This window comes from Hymenobacter sp. BT559, assembly GCF_016427535.1.
In the GTDB taxonomy this organism is placed as follows: Bacteria; Bacteroidota; Bacteroidia; order Cytophagales; family Hymenobacteraceae; genus Hymenobacter.
In genome coordinates, this window is sequence record NZ_JAELXV010000004.1 from 358475 (window position 1) to 382831 (window position 24357).

The window sequence follows — 24357 nt, forward strand, 5'->3', positions numbered from 1 at the left end:
TCGCATATGCAAACTAAATTCACTCGCACGCTCGGGATGCTGGCGCTGGCCGCTGGGTTAACGGCCCTCTCCACGGCTTGCACCAAGGACCTTGACCAGGTACCCGACTACTCGGCCAACGCCGAGGTAGTGTACAGCGACCCCGCCCAGATTCAGCAAGTGCTGGCCCGCCTCTACGCTACCTATGCCATAAGCGGCCAAACGGGTCCGTCCGGCGCTCCCGATATTTCGGGCATCGACGAGGGCTTCTCCAACTATATCCGGGTATACTGGCAGCTGCAGGAAGTCACTACCGACGAGGCCGTGCTGGGCTGGAACGATGGCAACCTGCCCGCGATTAATACCATGACCTGGAACGCGGACAACGAATTTGTACGCGCTACCTACGACCGCATCTACTACCAAATCGGCCTCTGCAACGAGTTCATTCGCCAGACCACCGATGCCAACCTGGCCAGCCGCGGCATCACGGGCGCCACGGCCACTACCGTGAAGCAGTACCGTTCCGAGGCCCGCTTGCTGCGCGCCATGAGCTACTGGCACGTGGTGGACCTCTTCGGGGGTGGGCCGTTTGCCACCGAAGCCGACGTGCTGGGCACCCTGCCGCAGTACAAGACTCGGGCTGAAATTTTTGCCTACGTAGAGTCGGAGCTAAAAGCCCTCGACGGCACCGACGCCAGCAATGGCGGCCTATTGGCCCCCAAGGCTGTGTATGCCCGCGCCGACCAGGCCGTATGCTGGACGCTGCTCGCCAAGCTGTACCTGAATGCGCAGGTGTACACCGGCACAGCTCGCTACACCGACGCCGTGACCTACGCCAACAAGGTGCTCGCCGCCAACTACCAGCTGTGCACCACGCCTTCGGCGCAGTACTCGGCCTACCAGAAGCTGTTCTTGGCTGACAACAACACGAGCGAAGCCCGCAACGAAATCATTTTCCCCATTGCCTTCGACGGTACCCGCACCCGGGGCTATGGCGGCATGACCTACCTAGTGCATGCGGCCGTGGGCGGCACGCTTTCGCCCGCCACCATCGGCATCAACTCGGGCTGGGGTGGCTTCCGGGCGCGCCAGCAGTTTACGTCTATACTCACCAGCAACACGACCAGCACTTCTGACGCGCGCCGCAGCATTCTCTACACCTCGGGCCAGCGCCTGAACGTGGATACGCTCACGGCATTCCGTAATGGCTACCTGCTGCCGAAGTATAAGAACGTGACCTCAACGGGCGTGAAGGGCTCGGATGCCGCGGGCGACTTCCCGGATACCGACTTCCCGATGTTCCGCCTCGCCGACGTGAAGCTGATGTACGCCGAAGCTGTACTGCGCGGCGGCACGGGCGGCACCGCCGGCACGGCCCTCGACCAGGTAAACGAAGTGCGTCGCCGCTCGGGCTCGGCTAACCTATCGGCCGTAGCGCTCAATGACATCCTCGACGAGCGCGCTCGCGAACTGTACTGGGAAGGCCACCGCCGTACCGACCTCATCCGCTTTGGCCGCTACACCACTGGCTACAACTGGGCGCTGAAAGGCGGCGTGAACAGCGGCCGCGACGTAGATGCCACTCGCGCCCTGTTCCCGATTCCGAACACGGACATTGTGGCCAACCCCAACCTGCAGGGCAAGCAAAACCCTGGCTACTAACACACTTTTAGCTTGAGCGCCGGAATTCTTTAGCTCGCTAAAGGGTTTCGGCACTCAAGCACAAGGTGCGGCGGTGCCCCGCTATTTACCCACCCGTATTTTATTGTTCCATGAAAACTTGGATTACCCAAACGGCGGCCGGTGTTGTGGCTGTTGCTGCCCTCAGTCTGACGGCTTGTAAGAAGGACGAGGTGCAGGCCACCCTCACGCCCACCAACTCGGTGTCGCTGACTGCCTCGACCACCAACGTGGTGCTGACGCAGGCCAACGCGGCTGCCAATGCTGCCACCTTCACGTTTACGCCGCTCACCTATGCCTGGGCCAACGTAGACAAACCCTACAGCCCAGCCACTACCTACACGCTGCAAGCTGCTAAGCAGGGCACTAATTTCGCTAACGTCATTTCATCTATCGACCTAGGTGCGGGCCCGAGCAAGACCTTCACCGTGGGCGACCTCAACACCCCGCTGCTGGCCGGCGGCCTGCCCGTGGGCACGGCCACGCCGCTAGACATTCGGGTGAAGGCGGTGTATGCCACTAATGCCCCAATGTATTCGGCTACGCTGCCCCTCACGGCTACTGTGTACTGCGCGCAGCCGGCAGCTAACCAAGCCTGGTCTATCATCGGCGCGGCGGCCAAAGGCTGGAGCACCGATGCGGTAATGACGTATGACTGCGCCCAGAATGCTTTCACCTACACAGGCGCCTTTGCGGCCGATGAGTACAAGTTTCGCTACGGTGCCGACTGGAAAGCTAACCTAGGCGATGGCGGCGGCAGCGGCGCCCTCAAGCAAGATGGCGGTAACCTCAAAATCACTAAAGCCGGCACGTACACCATTACGCTGAAGCCAGCTTCGCTGAACAGCGACGGCAAAGTGTCGGATGGTAGCACGTATACCATCAAGTAGCACACCTTAGTGCTTCGCTTCTAAAAAATAAAAAAGTCGCTGCTGGTCAGCGGCTTTTTTTATGGCTACGGCTCGGCGGTTTTCGGCACCAAAATGGCTATTCCCGACGTTGCTTCACCTATCATTGCTGGCGCGGAACTACGCCCCTCTCCTACTTCTATGCTTATCAAGCACTCCGTTTTCTTACTATTGCCCTTGCTAGCTGGCTCATCGCTGGCCAGCGCCCAAGTAGCCTCTACCGTTAAAAAGCCTACGGCGACGGCGGTTCCTACTTCGGTCGAGGACCGGGCCAACGCGCTCACGACTAACATGGCGCAAGCCTTGGGTCTGACGCCGGCACAGGTCGAAAAGGTCCGCGTTGTCAATACCAACTCGGTGCGCAATGTCGAGGCGGCCCGGCAGCGCTTTCGCCAAGACCCCACCAAGCTGCGCGGCTACATTGAGGACATTGGTCTAGCTCGCCTCGAACAGCTAAAGGAAGTGCTCACGCCCGCCCAGTTTACCCGCTACCAGCGCAAGCGCGAGGAGAAAATGGGCATCCCCACTTCGCAGGGCGCGCAGAGCACCCCGCCACCCGGCCTAGGGCGCCCAGATAGCGAATAGCAACCGGCAAGCCACAAAAGCAAGAAGCCCGCGCACAGCTGTGCGCGGGCTTCTTGCTTTTGTGGCGGCTGCGAGGACCCTAGGGAATTTACTCGTTGTTGCGGCGCGCTTCCTGCTTGTTGAGGGTCGTGAGGAAGAAACGCGTGAGGGGCGTTTCGCTTTCGTAGCCGCTGCGGCGCTCGTTGGCGGCTGGGCTTTCGCCGGTGGCGGGCAGGGCGCGGTTGACCCAGGCCAAGACATCGACGGTGGTGCCCGGCAGCACGCCGTGGAAGCCTGCCAGCAGCTTGGCGGGCAGCGAAAGAATAATCTCGCCATCGCCGCGGCGGGCAGCGTTCCATATGCGGCGGGCAGCCTGCTCGGCACTCATCGTGAAGCCCGGCAGCGCATCGGCAATGCTAAACCAGGCGTATTCTTTTTCGTGCTGGCCCTTTATTTCGGCATGGCCGGGGCTGCCCGTGCGCAGCAGGCCGGGGCACACGGTGGTGACGTAAATACCATATTGATTCAGCTCGGCCCGAAAGCCTTCAGACAGCCCTACCAGCGCAAATTTGCTGGCGCTGTAGGCTGTGAGGTGCGGAATGGCAACTTTACCACCTAGGGAAGAAATATTGACTATGCGCCCCTCGCCGCGCTGTTTCATGCCGGGCAGCACCGCCTGCATGGCGTGGAAGGGTGCCCAAAAGTGCGTATTCATGGCATCCTCAAAATCGCGGGTGTCCATGTTTTCGAGCGGGCCACCGATGATGATGCCCGCGTTATTGACGAGCACATCAATGGGACCTAAGCGGTTTTCGACCTCCTCCACGAGCGTGCGCACGTCATTGGCATCGGTAAGGTCGCGCGAGAGCGCAAGCACGGAAGCCTCGGTGCCGCCGTAGTCAAGCAGGTCTTGCCGGGCACGGGCGAGTTCCTGCTCATCGCGGGCGCAGATGGCAACGCGGGCGCCCTCGGCTACGGCGCGGCGGGCTAGCACCAGTCCCAGCCCGCGCGAGCCGCCCGTGATGAGTACGGTGCGGCCCTCAAGCTCATACGAGCCCCGGCGATTGCGCCAAACGGTGGTGGCAAGAGCAGCTAGGCCGAATCCGGCGGCCCAGAGCCAGGAGGTAGTACGTGCAGTTGGCTTCATGCTATGCTGTATGGAAATTGGCCCGGAAAGGTTGCGTTAAGCAACGTGCAAAATATGGGTGGCTTTACCTGACACGCGCAGCATCTTTGCCAGTAGGTCCGCCTCTTTCCTGCATCTTATGATGACATTAGTACTGATTGCGTCTTACCTGCTAGCTTACCCATTATCAGTGGCCGCTAGTTGGCTTCTGCTGATTGCTTTGCACGAAGGGGGGCATGCGTTGGCGGCGCTGCTGCTCATGCCCGGCGAAGTGCAAGTCTACCTAGGCTCCTACCACCAACCCGAGGCAAGCTATCACCATCAGTTCGGGCGCTTGCATGTATTTATAAAACGCAAAATCTGGCAATGGCGCGGAGGCTGCTGCTACGCCAATAAAGCGGCGGCCGTTTCTCGCTGGCGGTACTGCGTGTTTGTGTTGGCGGGCCCCTTGGTACCCCTCCTCGTAGCTAGCCTGGGGTTCTACCTGGGCATGCGCTACGAAAACGGCATGCACCGTATATTTCTCTTGCTATTTCTCTTCTTTGCTATTGTTAGTGCCCTTAAAAACCTCTTTCCCAGCCATAACACAATCCCATTAGCTAACGGGCAACTACTTGGTTCTGATGGCTTCTTGCTGCGGCAGGCACTTTTTTTGCCGGCCCTTACCCGGCAAGCAGAGCAGGCCGCCGCTAGCTTGGCAGCAGGCAACTATGCCGAAAGTGCTAAGCTCTACTTGGCGCTGCTGAGGAAAACGACACCTACTTGCGATTTGCTGCGCCGTACTATCCATGCCTTGCTTCAAACTGAGCAGTATCCCAAGGCGTTGCTTCTAAGCCGGCGGCAGCATTTATTCACCGCTGAGCTAACCGATGACGACCGGTTTACGCATGGGCTTATTCTTTCGCGCCTAGGTCAGCACTTGGCCGCTATCGACGCTTACACGGCCCTCATTGAGCAGCCGCAGCCCTACCTGAACGCGTATAATAACCGCGGCTATACTTACAACTTGCTGGGCAACTACACGCTGGCACTCGCCGATTTCAACCAAGTCATTGCGCGCGAGCCCGACCAAGCCTATGCTTACAATAATCGAGGCTTGGCCCTGCTCAAGTTGGGCCAGGAAGCCGCGGGCTTAGCCGATATTCAGCATGGCTTAGCGCTCGACCCTACCAATGCCTATGGCTATCGCAACCTAGGTATTTATTACCTCGACCGGGGCGAGTATCCAGCGGCACTTCAGCACTTTGAACAGGCACAGCAGCTTGATGCTACGACGCACGAGCTGAGCACTTACATGGCAAAAACCCACCAGCACTTGGCACAAGGTGCCAGTACTGGTGGGCTATTACCGTAGCAGCACCTTGCTGCGCAATGGGCTATTTACCCAGCTTTTCCTGGAAGAAAGCCAGTGTGAGCGCCCAGGCCTCGGCGTCAGCATCGGCGTTGTAGCTGGGGCGCTCGTCGCAGTTGAAGCCGTGGTCTGCGTAGGAGATGACAGTGTTGATGTAAGGCTTGCCGGCCGCTTCAACGGCCTCGACTACCTGCGCTATGTGGTCTTTGCTGATGTGCTGGTCGAGACCGCCCCAAAAGAAGAGGTGCGGCGCGTGCAGGTCTTGGGCCAAACTGGTGATGGTGTGAGTGCCGCCACCGTAGTACGACACGGCCGCCACCACGGGCACCACGGCATTGGCCCGGAACGATACCTGCCCACCTAGGCAAAACCCGATGCTGCCGATTTTATCTTTTTGCACGTCGGCCTGGCCTTGCAGCCAGTCGTAGGCAGCCTTGATGTCCTGGTTCAAGCCCTCGGGCGTGATGGCTTGGTAATGCGGCATGGCCTGGGTGGCAAACTCGGCATAAGGAATTTCGAGACCCGGCGCGGCCGAGCGGTGAAACAGCTCGGGGGCTATGACCACGTAGCCCGCCTGGGCCAAGCGGTCGGCTACGCTGCGGATATGACCATTCACGCCAAAGGCTTCTTGAAACAAGAGAATGCCGGGCGCCGGACCGCTGGCTTGGGGGCGCGCTACGTAGGCGTGCATCTGGGTGCCGTCGGCTACGGCCAGTACCAAAGAGTTAGGGGTGCTCATTGTGCTAAGTTGAGGAGCGAGAGTGCTGCCAGCAACAGGACGCCGGGGCACGATGTTTTGCGAGGCTCTTGCGCGTGGCTGCTGTACATGCATTTAGAAGCAGGCGCCTAGCCATTAAGCGAGCTAGTGCCAGTGGGTTTAGTAGGAATTCAGATACACACTTCATTAAATCTTCATTTTCAAGCGAAAGGAAATCGGTTAGCAACGCTATTTTTTGTTTGGAATATTTCTAAACAGCGCTCAACTTTGCGTTTGTATTGAACGATTCTAAATAAGCGCATGCGCCAACTTGTACTTCCGGTTCTGCTCTCGGGCAGCTTGCTTCCCACTTTTGCCTTTGCCCAAACACCTGCTACGCCACGCCCGCACCACGCTCACCGGGGCCGCTTAGGTACCATCACGGGCCACGTGGTGCTGGCCGATGGCCAACCTGCCGACCACGTATCGGTGATGGTGAAAGGCACGCCCCACGGCGCAACCCCCGATGCGGCCGGCAACTTTAGCTTGGAGGCTCCTACAGGCTGGCAGATTATTACGGTGACAGGCCTAGAGTACGCGGCGCAGGAAGTTTCGGTAGAAGTGCTGGAGGGCCAAGCTACCACCGTGCCCACGCTGACCTTGGTGCGAGGCCACCGCCAGCTCGACGAGGTGAGCGTGCTGGGCAATAAAACCCTTAACCAGCGCCCCACTGCCGTGGGCAAAATGCCGGTAGCCCCGCTCGACCTGCCCCAGGCGGCCATTACGGTGGGGCAGCAGGTGCTGGAAGAGCAGCAGGTGCTGCGCGTCAGCGATGCGGTGGTGAACACGCCAGGCCTCTACGTGATGGGCAACACCGGTGGCACCCAGGAAGAGCTGGCCAGCCGGGGCTTTGCCTACACCAGCAACAACACCTTTAAGAACGGGGTGCGCTACAACAACGCCATCTTCCCCGAAGCCAGCTCCTTAGAAAGGCTGGAAGTGCTGAAGGGCAGCGCGGCCATCTTGTACGGCAACGTGGCGGCCGGCGGCGTGCTCAACCTCGTCACCAAAAAGCCTCGCTTTGAGCGTGGTGGCTCGGTGGGCCTGCGCCTAGGTAGCTTCGGATTCGTGAAACCTACCTTTGACGTGTACGGCGCGGTGGGCACCAGCGACAAGGTCGCCTTCCGCCTAAATGGCACCTACGAGCGCGGCGACAGCTACCGCGACCAAGTAACGGGCAACCGCTTCTACGTCAACCCCTCGCTGCTCTTCCGCCTCACACCTAAGACGGACCTTGTGCTGGAAGGCGACTTTTTGCGCGACCGCCGCACGCCCGACTTTGGTATTGGGGCCATCAACTACGAGATTATCGACTCGCGCAGCCGCTTCCTCAACGTGCCCGGCGCGCTCAACTCGACCCAGCAAACCAGCACCACGGCTACTCTCACCAGCCACCTCAGCGATAACTGGAGCATCCGGGCCATCGGCGGCTTCCAGCGCTACGAAAACGAGCTGAAGAGTGGCGCCCGCCCCACCAACGTGGTGGGCACCCCCGGCGCCACCTACGGCAACTGGACCCGCACGCTGCAGCGCAGCGAAACATATCAAAACTACTTCCTAGCCGAGGTTGACTTGACCGGGCAGTTCCGCACCGGCGCCATTGGCCACACGCTGCTGGTGGGGGCCGATGCCGACCAGTACAATACCAACACGCTGGCGTACACCAACCCGGCCTCCCCGACCAGCGCCACTACGGCCATTTCGGCCTACGATGTTATTAACATCTTGGACCGGAGCCGGGTACTCACCCAGCCCACCCAGCGCCTCAGCGGCTTTGAGGCGCTGGTAAATAACTCGCTGACGAAGGACAACACCCGCCGCGCCGGCTTCTACGCCCAGGACCTAGTGAGCCTCGGTGAGAAAGTGAAAGTGCTGGCTGGCCTGCGCTGGAGCTACCAGGAAACCCCCAGCGACGTGTATTACTACACCAACCCGGCTACGCTGACCGCCAAAACGGCCGGCACCTACGTCGAAAACCGCCGCTATGACAATGCCTTTTCGCCGCGCCTAGGGGTGGTGTACCAGCCCGTGAAGAACTCGGCCGTTTTCGCGTCTTACTCCAACTCCTTCACCCCCAACTCGGGCATCGACGTGACGGGGGCCGCGCTGGCGCCCTCGGTTATCGACCAGTACGAGGTAGGCGTCAAAAACGACCTGTTTAAGGGCGCGCTGTCAGCCAACGTGACGCTGTACCGCATCGTGAACAGCAACCAGACCCAGACTGTGCTGCAATACCTGAGCGGCACCAATACCCCCAATCCCAACTACAACGCCGCCTACCCCAACGCCCAGGAAATGGCCGGTGAGGTTACCAGCAAGGGGGTGGAAGTGGACGTGCAAAGCAAGCCCTACCTAGGGTGGTCGGTGCTGGCGGGCTACAGCTACAACAACACGGCCTACACTAACAGCAACGTGTACGAGAACGGCAGCCGCCTACGCTACAACCCCGCGCACACCGCCAACGCTAGCGTCTTTTATAACTTCAACTCAGCCTTCGACGGTGGCTTCTTGCACGGCCTGTCGCTGGGTGCCACCGGCTACTACGTGGGCGACCGCCTGGCTGGTCGCAACCCGCGCTTGGTAAACCCCACCACCGGCGCCCCCAACTACACCGATGCCTTTAAAATCATCGCCTTGCCCAACTACTTTCTCTTCGACGCCAACATTGCCTACACCTACCAGCGCTTCACGTTGCGCGCCAAAGCTGCCAACCTGCTCGGCAAGCTGAGCTACAATGTGCACGACGACAACAGCGTGAACCCCATTGCGCCGCGCACTTACGCTGCTACGCTCAGCTTCCGCCTCTAGCAGGAAGAAAAAAGGCTCGTTTTGTCGCTACTTTTCACTTGTTAATCTGCAACTCCTTGACCCACCGGCGTGCCGGTGGGTTCTTTGCTAAACTCAATTTTTGGTTATGAAGCTATTTTTCCGCCGCATTCACTTGTACCTTGGGCTGGTGTCGGGGCTGTTTCTGGTTGTGGTATGCCTCACGGGTAGCATCCTGGTGTTTGAAGAAGAGCTAGAGCACGCCTTCCACCGCGAGCGCTACGTGGTAGAAGCGGCTACCACACCGCGCCTGTCCCTGGCCCAGCTCACTGCTGCCGTGCGGGCCGCCAAGCCCAAAGCCAGAATCAACGGCTTTAAAGTATACGCTGACCCCACCCGCACCGTGGAAGTGAATCTAGGCGGCGCTGGCCGCCCCGGTGGCCCCCAAGGCGAACCGCGCGGCGCAGGCATGGCTAGCCAAGCCGAGCGTCAGGGCCAGCGTGGCGGCGAACGCAGCCCGGCGGGCGGCCCGGCCAAAGGCGGTCCTGGTAAGGGCGACCGCGGCCCTACGCTTTTCCTAAACCCCTACACCGGGGCGGTGCTTGGGGAGTTCAACAAGCAGCAGTCATTCTTCCACTTCATCGAAGAAATTCATCGGGGCCTAGTAGCGGGCCGCGTGGGCAAGCTGGTGATGGGCATTAATTCTAGCATCTTCGTCTTCATCTTGGGCACCGGGCTGGTATTGTGGTGGCCGGCCACGCGCCGCGCCCTCAGCTCGCGCCTGCGCGTGAAGTGGGACGCCAGTTGGAAACGCGTCACCTACGATTGGCACACCGCCCTAGGGTTCTACAGCTCGGTGTTCTTGCTCATCATGGCGCTCACAGGTGTGGGCATGGCCTTCGACTGGGTGGGCAAGGGCATTAATACGCTCACGCACTCGCCCCAGCAACGGCCCGAGCCTCCTACTTCAACGCTGCCTGCCGGGCTCGCCCCCGCGGCCTTTGGAGCCGATGCGGCCCTGGCGCTGGCTCGCCAGCAGGCTCCCGACGCGAAAAGCTACATTTTGCAGCTACCCAAGGCGCCCGATGGCAGCGTGCAGGTGGGCATTCTGCGCCCCGGCGCCCTCATGGAGCGCGCTACTGATGATGTGTACCTCGACCAGTATACCGGCCAGGTGCTGCGCCAGCAGGCCTATGCCGAGAAGCCCGTAGGGCAGCGCATCCGGGGGCTGTTCAAGCCTATTCATACCGGCGCCATCTTTGGCTGGCCCACTAAGGTACTAGCGTTTGTAGTCGTACTGCTGGGGGCTACTTTCCCCATCACGGGCACCCTCATGTGGCTCAATCGCACCCGTAAATCACGTAAAAAGAGCGTGCCTCGCGTAGCTGTAGCTTAGCCTCTTCGCAGGCGTTACGCTCTCCTAGGTTAGCCAAAGCCGCTGCTCCGAAGCTGAACGCTACGGGAGCAGCGGCTTTGTCGCGCTTGCCCACAGTGCCAGCGCAATGGGTCGCCCTAGGTGCCCCTATCCAAGAACCTAGGCTCGATACATATCCCAGCCCAATTTGATAATAAACCCGCTGACAACCACCAAGAACAGCACCCGCACAAAGCTTGTGCCGCGTCGCAGCGCCAGCCGTGCCCCCAGCGCCGAGCCCAGCATATTGCAAGCCGCCATGGGCAGGGCAATATGATAGAGCACCTGCCCCGTCGAGATAAAATACGCCAGCCCGGCAATGTTGGTAGCCACGTTTACCACCTTGGCCGAGGCCGAAGCGGCCAGAAAATCATAGCCGAACAGCCCCACGAACGCAAACAGCAACAGGCTTCCTGTGCCCGGCCCAAAAAACCCGTCGTAGAACCCTAGGGCAGCGCCCAGCGCCACGCCAGTCAGCAGCTCGCGGCGGCCGTGCAGCCGCGGTGCGTGCAGGCTACCAAAGTCCTTGCGCCAGAACGTATAAGCTGCCATGAGTACCAGCAGCGCCAGCACCAGCGGCCGCACCAAGTCTTTGTCGAGGCCGCTCACGGCGCGGGCTCCTAGCAGGGCAAAGCAGCCCGCCACCACCGCCGCCACACCCACCGTGCGCCAGCGCATGGGCACGGCATTCGACCCGCGCAGGTAGCGCGTTAGCGCTGCCGTCGTGCCGGCCAGGCTGGCCACTTTGCCGGTACCTAGGACGGTAGGCACGGATACGTTGGGCAGCAACAGCAACAGCGCGGGCAGCTGGATGAGCCCGCCCCCGCCCACCATGCCATCAATAAGGCCCGCCCCAAAAGCAGCCAGGCAGAGCAAAATGAGGGTAATAGTAGATATGACCACTATAATGAAGCCAACTGAATGCGCAAGCAAGTCAGAATAATAAATGCGGCCACGATGTACAGACAAATACGAAGCGGTTTCACAACGCTTCTGCGTGCAAAGTTGGCTTCATTAGGTACTCGCTTTTGCATCAGAAGCCATAGACCAGTACCCCAGGCGCCCCCCAGTACCACCCCTAGCAACACGGATGAATTAATAATCCAAAGCGATACAAAGCAGACGATACTCAACCACAAAACGTACCGTGCAAAGCTTATTTGCCCAACCTTTTTTAAGGACTGAAAGGCCATAATACCTCCAGCCAGCGGACCAAAAATCAACGAAAACCAAAAGAGCGCTATAGGAGAATAAATACTTATTCTCTCCTCCTCAGTTGACTGATTTATCATCATATGTACCAGCTAATAATAGCCCTAAAACGGCGGCTCCTCGCCAAAGCTATTGCTCTTGGGGAAGGGCACCGGTGAGGGCGGTGCATCGTTCATGCGGCTACCTAGGCGAATGGTCTGGGGCTGGCCAAAGCCGGCGTCACCGCCACCTGGCCCTTCGCTGTCGAAGCTGCTGCCCGGCAGGGCATTGGGCGAGTACGAGGCATCGCCGAAGCCCCCGGCCCCACCCCCATCGAAGCCATCGAGGTCGGCAAACTTGGTAAAGCGGCCGATAAATTTGAGCTGCACCGTTTCGAGCGAGCCGTTACGGTGCTTGGCAATGATAACCTCGCCCATACCCTGGGTAGGGTTACCCATCTCGTCTTCGGTAATCTTATAGTATTCAGGGCGATACAAGAAGATAACCATGTCGGCGTCCTGCTCGATAGAACCCGATTCACGCAGGTCACTTAGTTGGGGCTTCTTGTCACCGCCCCGCGTCTCTACCGAGCGCGAGAGCTGCGACAGCGCAATTACCGGCACGTTCAGCTCTTTAGCAATGCCCTTGAGCGCACGCGAAATACTGGCAATTTCCTGTTCGCGGTTGCCGCCCTTACCCCCATCGTTGCCGCTCATCAGCTGCAAGTAGTCAATGATAATGAGCTGAATATCGTGCTGCGACTTGAGGCGGCGGCACTTGGCCCGTAGCTCCCGGATGCTGAGCGCCGGCGTGTCGTCGATGTAAATGGGGGCCGTGGACAGCGACGAAATCTTGTGGTTAAGCTGCGACCACTCGTAGTCGGCTAGGTTGCCTTTTTTGATTTTCTCTGAGTCAAGCTCCGCCTCGGCTGAAATCAGACGATTGACGAGCTGCAGCGACGACATTTCGAGCGAGAAAATGGCCACTGGCTTCTTAAAATCGACCGCCGCGTTGCGCATGGCCGATACTACGAACGCTGTTTTACCCATGCCGGGGCGCGCCGCCACAATCACAAGGTCAGATGGTTGCCAGCCGCTCGTGACGCGGTCGAGGGCAGAGAAGCCGGTGGGCACGCCCGTGAGGCCGTCCTTTTGGTGCTTCTTTTCTTCGAGCTCCTTGATGGCTTTCACCATTAGGTCCTGCATCGAGTCTACGCCCTTGCGCATGTTGTCTTCCGACACCTGGAAGATATTTTTCTCGGTAGAGTCGAGCAACTCAAATACGTCGGTGGTTTCCTCGTAGGCATCGCGCAGAATGTCGGTGGCCGTGCGAATAAGCTCGCGCTTGATGGCCGCTTCCAGAATCACGCGGGCGTGCGCCTCGATGTTGGCCGCCGAGTTGATGTGCATGGTCAGGCCAGCCACGTAGCCCACGCCGCCGGCGGCTTCGAGCTCGCCCATCTCGCGCAGCTCCTGCACCACGGTAAGCTGGTCGATGGGCTCCGACTTATCAAACAAGTTGCTGATGGCCTTGTAGATGCGCTGGTGACCTTCCTTGTAGAAGCTCACCGGCTTCAGAATATCTACGACCGTCGTGAGGGCGTCTTTCTCTAGCATGAGGGCGCCGAGCACGGCCGCCTCCATTTCGAGGCGCTGCGGGGGCAGCTTGCCGGTGGGCGACGTGGGCACGGGCACGCGGGTGCCGCGCACGCCCTGGAAGGCGGCGGCGGCGCGGGCCGCAGATTGCTTGAGGCGGTCGTCCATACGGTCGTTCATGGCGGGAGAGAAGCGGGAGGCAAGAAGGAGAATAGCAGCGCAGACACCAAACGCAAGTAGGCCGCGCTGGCGGGGCCGGTGAGGGCCCGAACTAACAAAACTAACCAGTAAGGGTTCGAAAAGAAAGTGTGATGAATCGGTTTCTTTTTAGTATAGCAGTGGGCCCAAGCGACCTAGGGCCACCACTGTGGCCGTACTTTCGCTGCTTCAAATCTGCTGGCTACCCGGGCTTTTGCCGGTGCCGCCCGCGCCTCGCTTCTAGCTACCCAAAACTTGGAAAGTATTCACCTGATTGCCGTTGGCGGCAGCATTATGCACAACTTGGCGCTGGCCCTGCACCGGCGCGGCGCCCACGTCACGGGCTCCGACGATGAGATTTTTGAGCCCGCCCGCACCCGCCTAGGTGCCGCCGGCGTGCTACCCGCGGCCGAAGGCTGGTTTCCCGAAAAGATTCACGCCGGGCTAGCGGCCGTTATCGTGGGCATGCACGCCCGGCCCGACAACCCCGAGCTGCTGCGCGCCCAGGAGCTAGGGCTCAAAATATACTCCTTCCCCGAGTACATCTACGAAGCCAGCAAAGACAAGCAGCGCGTAGTCATTGGCGGCTCGCACGGCAAAACGAGTATCACGGCGCTCATTCTGCACGTGCTGCGCTACCACGGGCGGCAGTTTGACTACGCTGTGGGGGCGCAGCTGGCGGGCTTCGACCTGATGGTGCAACTGACCGACGACGCGCCGATTATCATCATCGAAGGCGACGAATACCTATCGTCGCCGGTAGACCGGCGCCCCAAGTTTCACTTGTACCAGCACCACATCGGGGTGATTTCGGGCATCAGCTGGGACCACATCAACGTGTTTCCAACTGAGGAAATCTACCGCGAGCAGTTCGAGATTTTTGCTCGCCAAACACCCAAGGCCGGCGTGCTCATCTACGACCGCGACGATGAGCAGACCCAGCTCGTGGCTGTGCCGACCAGCCCCGACGTCACCTACGTGGGCTATGGGCCGCACGAGCACGTTATTCGAAACGGCCAGACATTCTTGCTCACCAAGCGCGACGACGAAGTACCCATTCAGGTATTTGGCGAGCACAACCTGCGCAATATTTCGGCCGCCAAGGAGGTGTGCAAGCAGCTGGGCATCAAAGGCAAGGACTTTTACCAGGCCATCACAAGCTTTAAGGGTGCGGCACGGCGGCTCGAATTGGTACAGGCCGGCGCTACGTCGGTGGTGTACAAGGACTTTGCCCACGCGCCCAGCAAGCTGCGCGCCACGGCCCAGGCCCTGAAAAAGCAGTTTCCGGCGCGGCGGCTGGTGGCCTGCCTCGAGCTACACACCTTCAGCTCGCTCAACCCCGACTTCCTGCCGCAGTACGCGCACTGCTTCGACGCGCCCGATGTGGCAGTGGTGTACTTCAACCCTCACGTGCTGGAGCACAAGCGCCTGCCCCCGCTGGCCCCCGAGGCCGTGGCAGCGGCCTTTCAGCGGCCCGACCTGCGGGTGTTCACGGATAGCCAAGCCCTGGCCGCCTTTCTGCACGCGCAGGCATGGGCCGATACCAACTTACTGCTGATGACCTCGGGCACCTTCGACGGGCTAGACCTAGCTGCGCTGGCGGCCGAGGTCACTGAGGGCTAGCAGCAAAGCCTGCCAACAGTGCTTTTTCGCCTCCTAAAGAGTGGTTTTCGGGTAAGCGACCGCTTTGTTCAGCTTATTCTACCTAAATTGCTTCTTTATCTTCATTCTATGCAACATATTGCCTACATCAGCCGCGCCGTGCGACCCCTCACCGACGAGGATTTGCACGAGCTGCTGACGCAGTGCCGCCGCGACAATAAGCGCCACCATATTACGGGCGTTCTTTTTTATAGCCACGGAAATATTGCCCAGCTTTTTGAAGGTGAGTCCGAAGCCATAGACCCTTTGTTTGGGCGCATCTTGCGCGATGGCCGTCATTCGCACGTGCAAAAGCTGATTGACAAGCCAATTGCGGCGCGCAGCTTCGCCGACTGGTCAATGGCCTTTCACCCTCTCGAGCCCGAAGCGTTTGAGGCCCTGCAAGGATTTTTACTGCCGCACCACGTGCCCGCGCCCCCCAGCACGCTCACTATTGCCGACGCCATGCTCATCGACTTGGTGCGCCTAGCTGTGTTTGGCGGAGCCACGCCGCCCCAGGCCCCCGCGCCAACGGCTGGCCTAGACCAAGCCTAGCCGTTGGCCCACCCCCGCAGTGCCCGCTGGGTGCTGCGGGGGTAGGCTTACTTTATGTACTCTCATGCGCGAGCACTCCGAACAAACAATTCTGCGCCACGTGCCAGCGGGCGTAGCTACCCTACAGGGCCCTGAGCTTTGCTATGGCTTTGTAAATGAGGCGATGGAAGCGGTACTTGGAGGGCCGGCCCCCGAGGGTGTGCCCATTGCCAAGCACCCCGGCTTTTTGGCCGCCGACCTGCTCGACGTGATGCAGCGTGTGTACCAATCGGGCCGGCCGTTTATTGCTAAAGCGTACTGCCTGGCGCTGCCCGGCCCCGACTCGCCCAACCGCTACTACGACCTCACACTGGAGCCCTTCCGCGAAGCCAGCGAGGTTATTAGCGGCCTGCTGCTATTTGCGGTAGATGTCACGGCCCAAGAGGAAGCCCGCCAGCAGGCCCACCGCCTCGAGGTCGAAACCCGCCGCCTCGATACGCGCCTGCGCGTGCTAACCGAAACGGTGCCTCAGATTACGTTTACGGTCGATGCCAAGGGGCACTACGACTACGTGAGCCCGCAGTGGTACTACTTTACGGGGCAGCCGCCCACGGCGGCCGTAGATGCCATTTGGCCGCTGCTCATTCACCCCGACGACCGGCTGCGGGTACTCTACCAAGCAGAGGCGGCCCGTGCGGCGGGCGCAGGCTGGAGCTACGAGTACCGGCTGCGCCGCCACGACGGGCAGTACCGCTGGCTGCTGAGCCGCGCCCTGCCCGAGCAGCTGCATACGCCAGGCGAGCCGGTATTTTGGCACGGGGCCCTCACCGAGATTCACGACCAGCGCGAGCTGACGGAAGCCCTGCGCCGGGGCGAGGCCGAACTACGCTTTCTGGCCGACAGCATTCCGGAGCTTATCTGGACGGCCTCAGCCGAAGGGTTTATCGACTACTACAACCGCCACACCAGCGAGTATACGGGCTTGACCCAGGAGGAACTGGGCCCCACGGGCTGGGTCAACCTGCTGGCCCCAAAAGAGCAGGCCGAAGCTGCCCGCCAGTGGGTGCACAGCATGGCCACGGGCGAAGCCTTCGAGGGGGTGTTCCGGATGCGGCGCCACGATGGGCAGTACCGCTGGCACATCATTCGGGCGCGGCAGCTGGCCGATGGGCAAGGCCTGCGCTGGTTTGGGGCCTGCACCGATGTCGACGACCAGCACCGCCTGCGCGAGGTGCTGCAAACCCAGTACAACGAGCTGGCCCGCACCAACCACGACCTCGACACCTTCGTGTACACGGCCTCGCACGACCTGCGGCAGCCGCTTATCAACCTGCGCGGCTTGTTCGAGGAATTGGCGCGCGTGGCCTCGTTCGACGACCCACAGGCCAGCTCTATGCTGCAGATGGTGGAGGATGCGCTGGCGCAGCTTGAGCTCACCATCCAAGACCTAGCCGCCACCGTGCAAGACCAGCGCGGCCTGTCGGCCCCCGCCGAGCGGCTCGACCTGCGCAGTATTACCGACGAGATATTACTGGGCCTGCGCATGCAGTTTGTGCAGGCTGGCGCCACGCTGGAGTTCGACCTTGAGGGCGCACCCACCCTGCACTACGGCCGCGCCAACCTGCGCTCCATTCTGCACAATCTGCTCAGCAATGCGCTCAAGTTTGCGCATCCCGAGCGCCCGGCCCACATCCGGGTGCGCAGCTACCTGCAGGATGGGCAGCCTGTGCTTTCGGTGCAAGACAATGGCCTAGGTATGGTGGTGCCCTCGCCCAACAGCCCAGGCTTCCGGCCCTTTACCCGGCAGCATACGCACGTGCCCGGGGCCGGCGTAGGCATGTACTTGGTGCAGCGCATCTTAACCAGCCGCGGCGGGCACCTAGAAGTGGCCAGCACCCTGAACGAGGGCACCACCTTCACGGTGCACTGGACGGCTGCCCAGCCCGGCGAATAGCCGCCCGCATGACCTATGGTTGCACAAAAAAGCCCGCTACTTAGCGGGCTTCTGGGGCTTGGGCCGGCCGCTATCGTTGGCTAGCAGCACGGCGAGGGCCGCGAGCGAAAGGCGCAGTAGCCACTTGGTAGTTGGTTTCATCTGACGGGGAAAAACGAATTCTCATTAAGCACCTGGAACGAGCAGCTGTTGCCGCCCGAGTTGTCGCCGCACGACGACCCAATGATGCGGCTGCCTTCAAAATCGAAAAAGCAGGTGGGGCAGCCGTTGCCCGTGAGCACGTAGCGCTCGGCATCAGGCGTCAGCAGCAGGGCCCCGTTGCCGGTGTCGCGCAGGGGCAGCGCCATGGCCCGAAAATGGCCATCGCGCAGGCCCATGCCCACGAGGTAATAGGTAGTTTTCTCTTTGGGCGCGCTAGGCGAAGGGCGCACAAGTATTTTATCTACCACGGTGCCATCGCCAAACTCGCGGATAAATGCGGCGGCCAGCACGGCCTGCCCCATACGGAAGGTGGGCGGGCCAGCCGCGTTTACCTGAGCTATCTGGCGGCTGCGGGCGGCGCGGGCCGCGGCCTCATCGGTGAGGCGCTGAGCCTCGCGGGTGGGGTCGCTGCTTTCGCGCGTGCGGGTAGCCTCGCAGGAGGTGAGCAGCAGCAAGCCCGCCAGCAAACCCAGCAGCCCGATACCTAACAAACGTGGAAGAAGACGCATGAGTAACACGACAGATTACTAGCTTAATGAAATAAAAATCACCATTCACCTTTTAATTTATGCACACTTACTATTTACTAATCAGCTTATTGCCTTAATATAACAACCTCTACTACTAGCGGGGCTTATAGTATTTCTGGGCCTCGGGCAACAGGCGCTCGATGTCAGCAATGCGGGTAGCATCGGCGGGGTGGCTCGACAAAAACTCGGGAGTACCGCCCTGGCTCTGAGCGGCCATGCGCTGCCAAAAAGGAATGGCCTGCGCAGGATTGTAGCCGGCCATGGCCATAAAAATGAGCCCTAGGTGGTCGGCTTCGCTCTCCTGGTTGCGGCTAAACTTGAGCAGCAGCACCTGGCTGCCCAGCTGGGTGCCGGTGCCCACGGCGCTGGCAAAAATGCTTTGGGTGGCACCGGGGTTTTTGGTGAGGGCCGTGGAGATGGCCGAGGTGCCAAGCTGCGCCAGCATCTGGTCGCTCATGCGCTCCGAGCCGTGCTTGGCCACGGCGTGGGCTATTTCGTGGCCCATTACTACGGCCAGCCCGGTTTCGTCGCGCGTGATGGGCAAGATGCCCGTGTACACGGCTACTTTGCCGCCGGGCATGCACCAGGCGTTCACCGTCTTATCGTCCTGAATGAGGTTGAATTCCCACTGGTAGCCCGCGAGCTGGTCGCTCTGGCCCTGGTCACGGAAGTACTTCTCAACGGCGGCCTGAATGCGCTGGCCCACGCGCCGCACCATGGCTACATCGTTCGCGTTGGTCGAAAGCTTCGACGTGTTGAGGGTTTCTTTATACTGCGTTACGGCCAGCGAATTCATTTCGCTGTCTGATACCAAGTTGAGCGTGCGGCGGCCCGTAATAGGCACTGTGGTACAACCAGCTAACAGGGCAATACTCGCGGCAACAATAGCTTTTTTGAACAACATACGAAGGTCGGGTTTTGGGAAAGAAAGAATAGCGAACACGGCACCGCCTAGGTGGCAACTAGAAAGCCAACAGTAGCAAGGCGTGGGTGGCAGCTATACGCAACCAGACGGGGAGAATGTTTACTTTGTGCTTTGGGTATGCAGCCAGCCCGAACGAGCGGCTACTACGAAGGAAATACCACGTCTTGAAAAAAGCTAACTTTCCTATATACTATCCAACTTTTTCCTCGTTCTCTGCTTTCTGCTTACCCCCCTCTCTCCGCCTCGCCTTATGAAAATCATTTGCATCGGCCGCAACTACGCCGACCACATTGCCGAGCTTCAAAACGAAACGCCTACCGCGCCCGTCATCTTCCTCAAGCCTGAAACAGCGCTCATCCAGCGCGGCCAGCCGTTTTTCTACCCCGACTTTTCGAAGGATGTGCACTACGAGCTGGAGCTGGTGCTGCGCATCAGCAAAAACGGCCGCCACATCGAGGAGCAGTTTGCCCACACCTACTTCGACGCCATTACCCTAGGTATCGATTTCACGGCTCGCGACTTGCAAAGCGAGCTGAAGAAGAAGGGCCTGCCCTGGGAGCTAGCCAAGGCCTTCGATGGCTCGGCGCCGCTCTCGCCCACTTTCAAGCCCGCTACCGAGTTTGCCGATTTCAGCAACATCAACTTCCGGCTGGAGGTAAATGGCGAGGTGCGCCAGCAGGGTAATTCGGGTTTGATGCTGCACCCATTTGCCAAGATTATCAGCTTCGTATCGCGCTACATCACCCTCAAGCAGGGCGACTTGCTCTTTACGGGCACGCCCGCCGGCGTGGGCCCGGTGCAGCCCGGCGACCAGCTGGTGGGCTTTTTGGAAGACGAGAAAATCTTGGATGTGGCCGTGCGCTAGCGCCTAGGTCAGCTTACGTAAGAAGGAAGACGGCAAGCGCGAGCTTGCCACAGCGCGAAGTATATTTTGTTGACTATCAAATTTATGCGCCGGCTTGGGCTGTCGGCTGCAGGCGGGTTGCTATTGCTTACTACCGTTAGCCACGGCCAAGACGAGGGCGACGACACCACCACCCACCGCGTGAGCGGGCCTATTCGGCCAGCCGCTGCTGCCACGGCCGTAGCGGTGGCGCCGGGCTATTTTTTGCTGCCCATCATGCCGGGCCAGCAAAATTTTCTGGCGGCCAGCATGGGCGAGCTGCGGCCCAACCACTTTCACGGCGGGCTCGATATTAAGACGGCGAGCGTCATTAACAAGCCCGTGTACGCGGCGGCCGATGGCTACATCTCCCGCCTCAAGCAATCGTCGTTTGGCTACGGCAACGTACTGTACCTCACGCACCCTAACGGGCTGACGACGGTGTACGGCCACCTCAACGAGTTTTTGGACCCCGTGCTGACCGAGCTGCGCCAGCATCAGTACGAAAAGCAGACCTACGAGCTAGAGCTGTTCTTTAAGCCCGGCCAGTACCCAGTGAAGCGCGGCGACATCGTGGCCAAGTCGGGCAATACCGGCGGCTCGGCGGGCCCGCACGTGCACTGGGAAGTGCGCGACGGCCAAGACCGCCAGCTGAACCCCCTGCAGTGGGGTGGCTTTCCGGAGATACAAGACCACCTAGGGCCTATTTTGCAGGCCCTGGCGGTGGAGCCGCTGGCCATTACGGCGCGGGTGCGGGGGCAGTTTGAGCGGGCGCTGCTGGTGCCGAAAGTGCAGCCAGCGCCGGGCGCTACTACCGTTTTTCCCGACACGGTGGCGTGCGTGGGCCAGGTGGGCCTACTGCTGCAAGGCTTCGACCGCTTTGACCAGGCCTGGAACAAGAATGGTATTCAGCGCGTGACGGTGCGCGTGAACGGGCAGCCGCACTACCAGCACATTATCGACGCGGTGCCGTTTCCGGATGGCTCGCGGCAGGTCAACAACTTCGTGGACTACGCCTACCACTTTCAGGCGGGCCGCATGCTGCAAAAGCTGTGGGTAGACGAGGGCAACGACCTGCCGTTTTACACGCCGCCCGGCCTAGGGCAGGGCAAGCTGACCGTGGAACCCGGCAAGGTCTATACCGTTGACTACGAGCTCGCCGACTCGTATAATAATAAGGCCACAGCGCGCCTGGTGCTGCGCGGCGAGCCCGCCGAAGACTACGCCGCGCTGAGCCCGCCTCCAGCGGCCGGCCCGGCCACCAAGCCCCTACTGCGCTACGACATCACGCGCAACCTGCTGCGCGCCGTGGTCACCAACGCGCCCCTCGACACCGCCGACGTGCCGGCCAACCTTGTGCTGCGCCGCAGCGGCCGCGAGCTGGCCCTGCGCCCCAGCTACCGCAAAGGCCGCGAAACCACTTACCTCTACGACCTGCGCGCCGGCCTGCCCGACTCGCTGGTCCTAGGGGAGGTATCGAAGCGGTTTGACCGGCAAGTGATGATACCTGCGGGGCAAGAAACTAGCTACACCACACCGCACCTCAACTTGGTTTTTGGGCCACAAACGCTGTTTTCGCCGCTCTATCTGAGCACGGCCCACCGCCCCGCCACGGCTGCCGCACCCGAAACTTGGGTGGTAGGCTCGGCCCTCACGCCGCTTTACCTACCGCTGCGCGTTACGCTCAAAACCACTACCCCACCCACCGACCGCGCGCGCACGGCCGTGTACAGTGTCACGGCCAAGGGTGGCCGCGCCTACGTGGGCGGCAAATGGGACGAGAGCGGTCAGCAGGTCTCGTTTAACACAAAGGTGTTTGGGCAATACCGCCTCTACACCGACACCAAGGCGCCCGAAGCTCGCCTGCTAGGCAAGCCGGGCGGCCAGCTACTATTCCGGGTAGGCGATGACTTGTCGGGGCTGGCCTCGTACCGGCTTTTCGTGGGTGGGCGCTTCCGGCTGCTGCGCTACGAGCACAAAAACAGCACGCTTTTTACTGTGGCGAACGACCCCAACGCCCCGGCCCTACACGGCCCCGCCGAGCTGCGCCTGACCGACCAAGCCGGTAATGAACGCGTCATTCCGCTGAGCTTGTAAGAATATCTTCAAGCAAATTGCCCCGCTAGCACTCTCCTAGGGAGCGTTAGCGGGGCAATTTGCTTGGGCTTAACTAATACGCACGCGCAGCTGATGGCGGCCGGGCTCCTCATAATGGTAGCTCAGCAAGAAACCGCTGGTTTCGCAGATTTGGCGGGCGATGGGCAGACCTAGGCCCACGCTGCCCGGCAGGCGGTCGGGCCGGGGGCGCAGGCGGGCGAAGAGCTGGTCGGCGGGCAGCGCCTGCGGGCGGCCGGTGTTTTCGACTAGTAAGTAGTGCGCCGTGAGCACCACGCGCAGCTGGCCGCCGGGCACGTTGTGCCGAATGGCGTTGCTGAGCAAGTTGCTCACCAGGATGTCTAGCAGCGAGCGATTAGCCGACACGCGCAGGCTCGGCACCAGGTCAGTTTCGAGCGTGAGCTGGTCACTTTCTAGCTGCTCGGCCAGCTGCCCTAGGTGGGTGCGCACCACGGCGGCGAGGTCTACCGTTTCGGTAGCGAAGTAAAGCTGCTGGTCGAGGTGCGTGAGCAGCAGCAGGCTGCGGCTGAGGTGCGTGAGGCGCTGCGTCACGGCCAGCAGCGGCTCGATGTGGCTGGCTTGCTCCTCCGTAAGGCCGGGGGCTTGCACCAGCAAGTCGAGCTTGGTGCGCAGGATAGCCAGCGGTGTTTGGAGCTCGTGGGCGGCGTTTTCAGCAAATTCGCGCTGGCGCTGGTAGAGGCGCTGGTGCCGGCCCAGCACCCGCCCAATAGCCGCGTTCAACGCCTTAAACTCGGGGATATTCGTGGGCTCCAGCGTTGGGGCGTGGTGCTGGTCGAGCTGGTACTGTTGGAGTGTGCCTAGGGTGCGGTAAAACGGCCGCCAGTAGCGCCGCGCCAGCACATGCTGAATCAGCAGCATGCCGCCCAGCAGCACCCCAAACAGTACCGCCTCAGCCAGCACAATGCCGCCCAGCAGCGCTGGCCCATCGAGCAGCGAGGTGCGCACCTCTAGCCGGTAGGCCCGGCCCTGAAACCCGACTAGCCCCGCCACTTGCCGGTAGTATTGGTTTTTACCGGTGAGAGTATTAAACATCAGCCGGTCGCGAAACGCGTTGGCCGCCGGCCGCGCGGGCGGCGCACCAGCCAGCGGCACAAACTCCACATTGTGGTCGATGCGGTGCCAAAAGCTCAGGTCGGCGGGCGTGCGTAGCTCCTGGCGCAGGGCCAGCTCCACGCGCTGCTTACGCCGGCCCAGGGTGCGGTCGACGTAGTTATAATACAGCCGGTGAATGACCTCATAGTACACGAACGTGCCCGCCACCGCCACCACGCTGGCGTAGAGCAAGAAGATGAGCGTGGTACGGGCGAGAAGCTTCATAAGTATGCCCTTACGCCTCGCTCACATCAAACCGGTACCCTAGGCCATACACCATGCGGATGTAGCTGGGCGCGCCGGCCTCCGTCAGTTTGCGCTTGAGGTTTTTGACGTGGGCGTACACGTTCTCGAAGGTATCGAACTGCTCGGCTGCATCGCCCGAGAGGTGCTCAGCAATGGCACCCTTGGTTACCACGCGGCCTTGATTGGCCAGCAGCAGCAAGAGCAAGTCAAACTCGGTGCGGGTGAGGGTAAGCGGGCGCTCGGCCACAGCGGCGCGGCGGGCGGGCACGTCTACGCGCAATTCGCCCACGCACAGCAGGTTGGTACCCTGGTAGTGGCGGCGCCGCACCAGCGCCGCAATGCGGGCGCTTAACTCAGGCAGGTAAAAGGGCTTGGGCAGGTAGTCGTCGGCTCCCAGCTCGAGGCCCGCAATGCGGTCGCCCACGGCGGCGCGGGCACTGGTGATGATGACCGCTGCGCCAGGGTGGTGCTTTTGCAATTCGCGCAGCAAATCGAGGCCGTCGCCGCCGGGCAGCCCTAGGTCCAGCACAATGCACTCGTAGCTGTGCAGCAGCATCTTCTCTTGGGCCTGGGCAAAGGTGGTGGCCACCTCACACACGTAGTGCTGCGCTCGCAGGTAACTCACTAGGCTAGCTAGCAGGTCGGGTTCGTCTTCAACGAGCAGCAGTTTCATACAAAGACCT

The 24357-nt window shown here is 60.9% G+C and carries 19 protein-coding genes; 11 read left to right on the forward strand and 8 right to left on the reverse strand.

The features are described 5' to 3' along the window. Positions 1-6 precede the first annotated feature (6 nt). From JAO77_RS15985 to JAO77_RS15995, 3 genes are all read left to right on the forward strand, one after another. A complete protein-coding gene (locus JAO77_RS15985; RefSeq protein ID WP_198991372.1) occupies positions 7-1644 on the forward strand; it encodes a RagB/SusD family nutrient uptake outer membrane protein in 1638 nt (545 codons plus the stop codon). Between the two features lie 110 nt (positions 1645-1754). Further along, positions 1755-2552, forward strand: coding sequence for a SusE domain-containing protein (locus tag JAO77_RS15990; RefSeq protein ID WP_198991373.1), 798 nt, complete (start codon positions 1755-1757; stop codon positions 2550-2552). A 159-nt stretch (positions 2553-2711) separates the two neighbouring features. Next, complete coding sequence (locus JAO77_RS15995; RefSeq protein ID WP_198991374.1) at positions 2712-3155, forward strand: DUF4890 domain-containing protein; 444 nt, start codon at positions 2712-2714, stop codon at positions 3153-3155. Positions 3156-3243: 88 nt separating this feature from the next. On the opposite strand, the gene JAO77_RS16000 is transcribed toward JAO77_RS15995, so the two are convergent. Next, positions 3244-4281, reverse strand: coding sequence for an SDR family NAD(P)-dependent oxidoreductase (locus JAO77_RS16000; RefSeq protein ID WP_198991375.1), 1038 nt, complete (start codon positions 4279-4281; stop codon positions 3244-3246). Between the two features lie 118 nt (positions 4282-4399). Here JAO77_RS16000 and JAO77_RS16005 point away from each other — a divergent pair, with 118 nt between their 5' ends. Continuing rightward, entirely contained in the window at positions 4400-5614 is a 1215-nt protein-coding gene (locus tag JAO77_RS16005; RefSeq protein ID WP_198991376.1) for a tetratricopeptide repeat protein, read from the forward strand. A 22-nt stretch (positions 5615-5636) separates the two neighbouring features. Here the strand turns inward: JAO77_RS16005 and JAO77_RS16010 are convergent, their stop codons facing one another. Further along, positions 5637-6350: a dienelactone hydrolase family protein gene (locus JAO77_RS16010; RefSeq protein ID WP_198991377.1), complete on the reverse strand. Its 714-nt coding sequence runs from the start codon at positions 6348-6350 to the stop codon at positions 5637-5639. Positions 6351-6629: 279 nt separating this feature from the next. Between JAO77_RS16010 and JAO77_RS16015 the strand changes: the two genes are divergently transcribed. Continuing rightward, positions 6630-9176: a TonB-dependent receptor gene (locus JAO77_RS16015; protein WP_198991378.1), complete on the forward strand. Its 2547-nt coding sequence runs from the start codon at positions 6630-6632 to the stop codon at positions 9174-9176. 106 nt (positions 9177-9282) lie between these two features. Further along, complete coding sequence (locus tag JAO77_RS16020) at positions 9283-10530, forward strand: PepSY-associated TM helix domain-containing protein (RefSeq protein ID WP_198991379.1); 1248 nt, start codon at positions 9283-9285, stop codon at positions 10528-10530. Positions 10531-10668: 138 nt separating this feature from the next. On the opposite strand, the gene JAO77_RS16025 is transcribed toward JAO77_RS16020, so the two are convergent. After that, on the reverse strand, positions 10669-11451 hold the full coding sequence (locus JAO77_RS16025) for a sulfite exporter TauE/SafE family protein (protein ID WP_370550228.1): 783 nt from the start codon (positions 11449-11451) through the stop codon (positions 10669-10671). 413 nt (positions 11452-11864) lie between these two features. Next, positions 11865-13514 carry a replicative DNA helicase gene (dnaB, locus tag JAO77_RS16030; protein WP_198991380.1) on the reverse strand — a complete coding sequence of 550 codons (1650 nt, stop codon included), beginning with the start codon at positions 13512-13514 and terminating at the stop codon, positions 11865-11867. 273 nt (positions 13515-13787) lie between these two features. Between dnaB and JAO77_RS16035 the strand changes: the two genes are divergently transcribed. The 3 genes from JAO77_RS16035 to JAO77_RS16045 all read left to right on the forward strand — a co-directional run bounded on the left by JAO77_RS16035 (position 13788) and on the right by JAO77_RS16045 (position 17661). Then, the gene (locus JAO77_RS16035; RefSeq protein ID WP_198991381.1) at positions 13788-15155 is read left to right on the forward strand and encodes a UDP-N-acetylmuramate--L-alanine ligase; all 1368 of its coding nucleotides are present in this window, start codon (positions 13788-13790) and stop codon (positions 15153-15155) included. A 108-nt stretch (positions 15156-15263) separates the two neighbouring features. Next, the gene (locus JAO77_RS16040; protein WP_198991382.1) at positions 15264-15728 is read left to right on the forward strand and encodes a BLUF domain-containing protein; all 465 of its coding nucleotides are present in this window, start codon (positions 15264-15266) and stop codon (positions 15726-15728) included. A 64-nt stretch (positions 15729-15792) separates the two neighbouring features. Beyond that, the gene (locus JAO77_RS16045) at positions 15793-17661 is read left to right on the forward strand and encodes a PAS domain-containing sensor histidine kinase (RefSeq protein ID WP_198991383.1); all 1869 of its coding nucleotides are present in this window, start codon (positions 15793-15795) and stop codon (positions 17659-17661) included. A gap of 137 nt (positions 17662-17798) precedes the next feature. Here the strand turns inward: JAO77_RS16045 and JAO77_RS16050 are convergent, their stop codons facing one another. Continuing rightward, positions 17799-18371: a hypothetical protein gene (locus tag JAO77_RS16050; protein ID WP_198991384.1), complete on the reverse strand. Its 573-nt coding sequence runs from the start codon at positions 18369-18371 to the stop codon at positions 17799-17801. Positions 18372-18486: 115 nt separating this feature from the next. After that, positions 18487-19236 (reverse strand): M48 family metallopeptidase, encoded by a 750-nt coding sequence (locus JAO77_RS16055; protein ID WP_370550229.1) that lies wholly within the window; start codon positions 19234-19236, stop codon positions 18487-18489. 331 nt (positions 19237-19567) lie between these two features. On the opposite strand from JAO77_RS16055, the gene JAO77_RS16060 reads away from it, so the two are divergent. Both JAO77_RS16060 and JAO77_RS16065 read left to right on the forward strand, forming a co-directional pair. Further along, a complete protein-coding gene (locus tag JAO77_RS16060) occupies positions 19568-20182 on the forward strand; it encodes a fumarylacetoacetate hydrolase family protein (RefSeq protein ID WP_198991386.1) in 615 nt (204 codons plus the stop codon). Between the two features lie 123 nt (positions 20183-20305). Next, complete coding sequence (locus tag JAO77_RS16065) at positions 20306-22297, forward strand: M23 family metallopeptidase (RefSeq protein ID WP_198991387.1); 1992 nt, start codon at positions 20306-20308, stop codon at positions 22295-22297. Between the two features lie 69 nt (positions 22298-22366). Here JAO77_RS16065 and JAO77_RS16070 read toward each other — a convergent pair whose 3' ends face one another. Together JAO77_RS16070 and JAO77_RS16075 are read right to left on the reverse strand one after the other, a co-directional pair. Then, the gene (locus tag JAO77_RS16070; protein ID WP_198991388.1) at positions 22367-23653 is read right to left on the reverse strand and encodes a sensor histidine kinase; all 1287 of its coding nucleotides are present in this window, start codon (positions 23651-23653) and stop codon (positions 22367-22369) included. Positions 23654-23663: 10 nt separating this feature from the next. After that, the gene (locus JAO77_RS16075; RefSeq protein ID WP_198991389.1) at positions 23664-24347 is read right to left on the reverse strand and encodes a response regulator transcription factor; all 684 of its coding nucleotides are present in this window, start codon (positions 24345-24347) and stop codon (positions 23664-23666) included. Positions 24348-24357: the final 10 nt, after the last annotated feature.

Bases quoted from the DNA above. Each gene is read 5' to 3' on its own strand.
- JAO77_RS16015 (WP_198991378.1), top strand. From the start codon at position 6,630: ATGCGCCAACTTGTACTTCCGGTTCTGCTCTCGGGCAGCTTGCTTCCC.
- JAO77_RS16005 (WP_198991376.1), top strand. From the start codon at position 4,400: ATGATGACATTAGTACTGATTGCGTCTTACCTGCTAGCTTACCCATTA.
- JAO77_RS15985 (WP_198991372.1), top strand. From the start codon at position 7: ATGCAAACTAAATTCACTCGCACGCTCGGGATGCTGGCGCTGGCCGCT.
- JAO77_RS16050 (WP_198991384.1), bottom strand. From the start codon at position 18,371: ATGCGTCTTCTTCCACGTTTGTTAGGTATCGGGCTGCTGGGTTTGCTG.
- JAO77_RS16020 (WP_198991379.1), top strand. From the start codon at position 9,283: ATGAAGCTATTTTTCCGCCGCATTCACTTGTACCTTGGGCTGGTGTCG.
- JAO77_RS15995 (WP_198991374.1), top strand. From the start codon at position 2,712: ATGCTTATCAAGCACTCCGTTTTCTTACTATTGCCCTTGCTAGCTGGC.
- JAO77_RS16000 (WP_198991375.1), bottom strand. From the start codon at position 4,281: ATGAAGCCAACTGCACGTACTACCTCCTGGCTCTGGGCCGCCGGATTC.
- JAO77_RS16040 (WP_198991382.1), top strand. From the start codon at position 15,264: ATGCAACATATTGCCTACATCAGCCGCGCCGTGCGACCCCTCACCGAC.
- JAO77_RS16010 (WP_198991377.1), bottom strand. From the start codon at position 6,350: ATGAGCACCCCTAACTCTTTGGTACTGGCCGTAGCCGACGGCACCCAG.
- JAO77_RS16060 (WP_198991386.1), top strand. From the start codon at position 19,568: ATGAAAATCATTTGCATCGGCCGCAACTACGCCGACCACATTGCCGAG.
- JAO77_RS16045 (WP_198991383.1), top strand. From the start codon at position 15,793: ATGCGCGAGCACTCCGAACAAACAATTCTGCGCCACGTGCCAGCGGGC.
- JAO77_RS16075 (WP_198991389.1), bottom strand. From the start codon at position 24,347: ATGAAACTGCTGCTCGTTGAAGACGAACCCGACCTGCTAGCTAGCCTA.
- JAO77_RS16070 (WP_198991388.1), bottom strand. From the start codon at position 23,653: ATGAAGCTTCTCGCCCGTACCACGCTCATCTTCTTGCTCTACGCCAGC.
- JAO77_RS15990 (WP_198991373.1), top strand. From the start codon at position 1,755: ATGAAAACTTGGATTACCCAAACGGCGGCCGGTGTTGTGGCTGTTGCT.
- dnaB (WP_198991380.1), bottom strand. From the start codon at position 13,514: ATGAACGACCGTATGGACGACCGCCTCAAGCAATCTGCGGCCCGCGCC.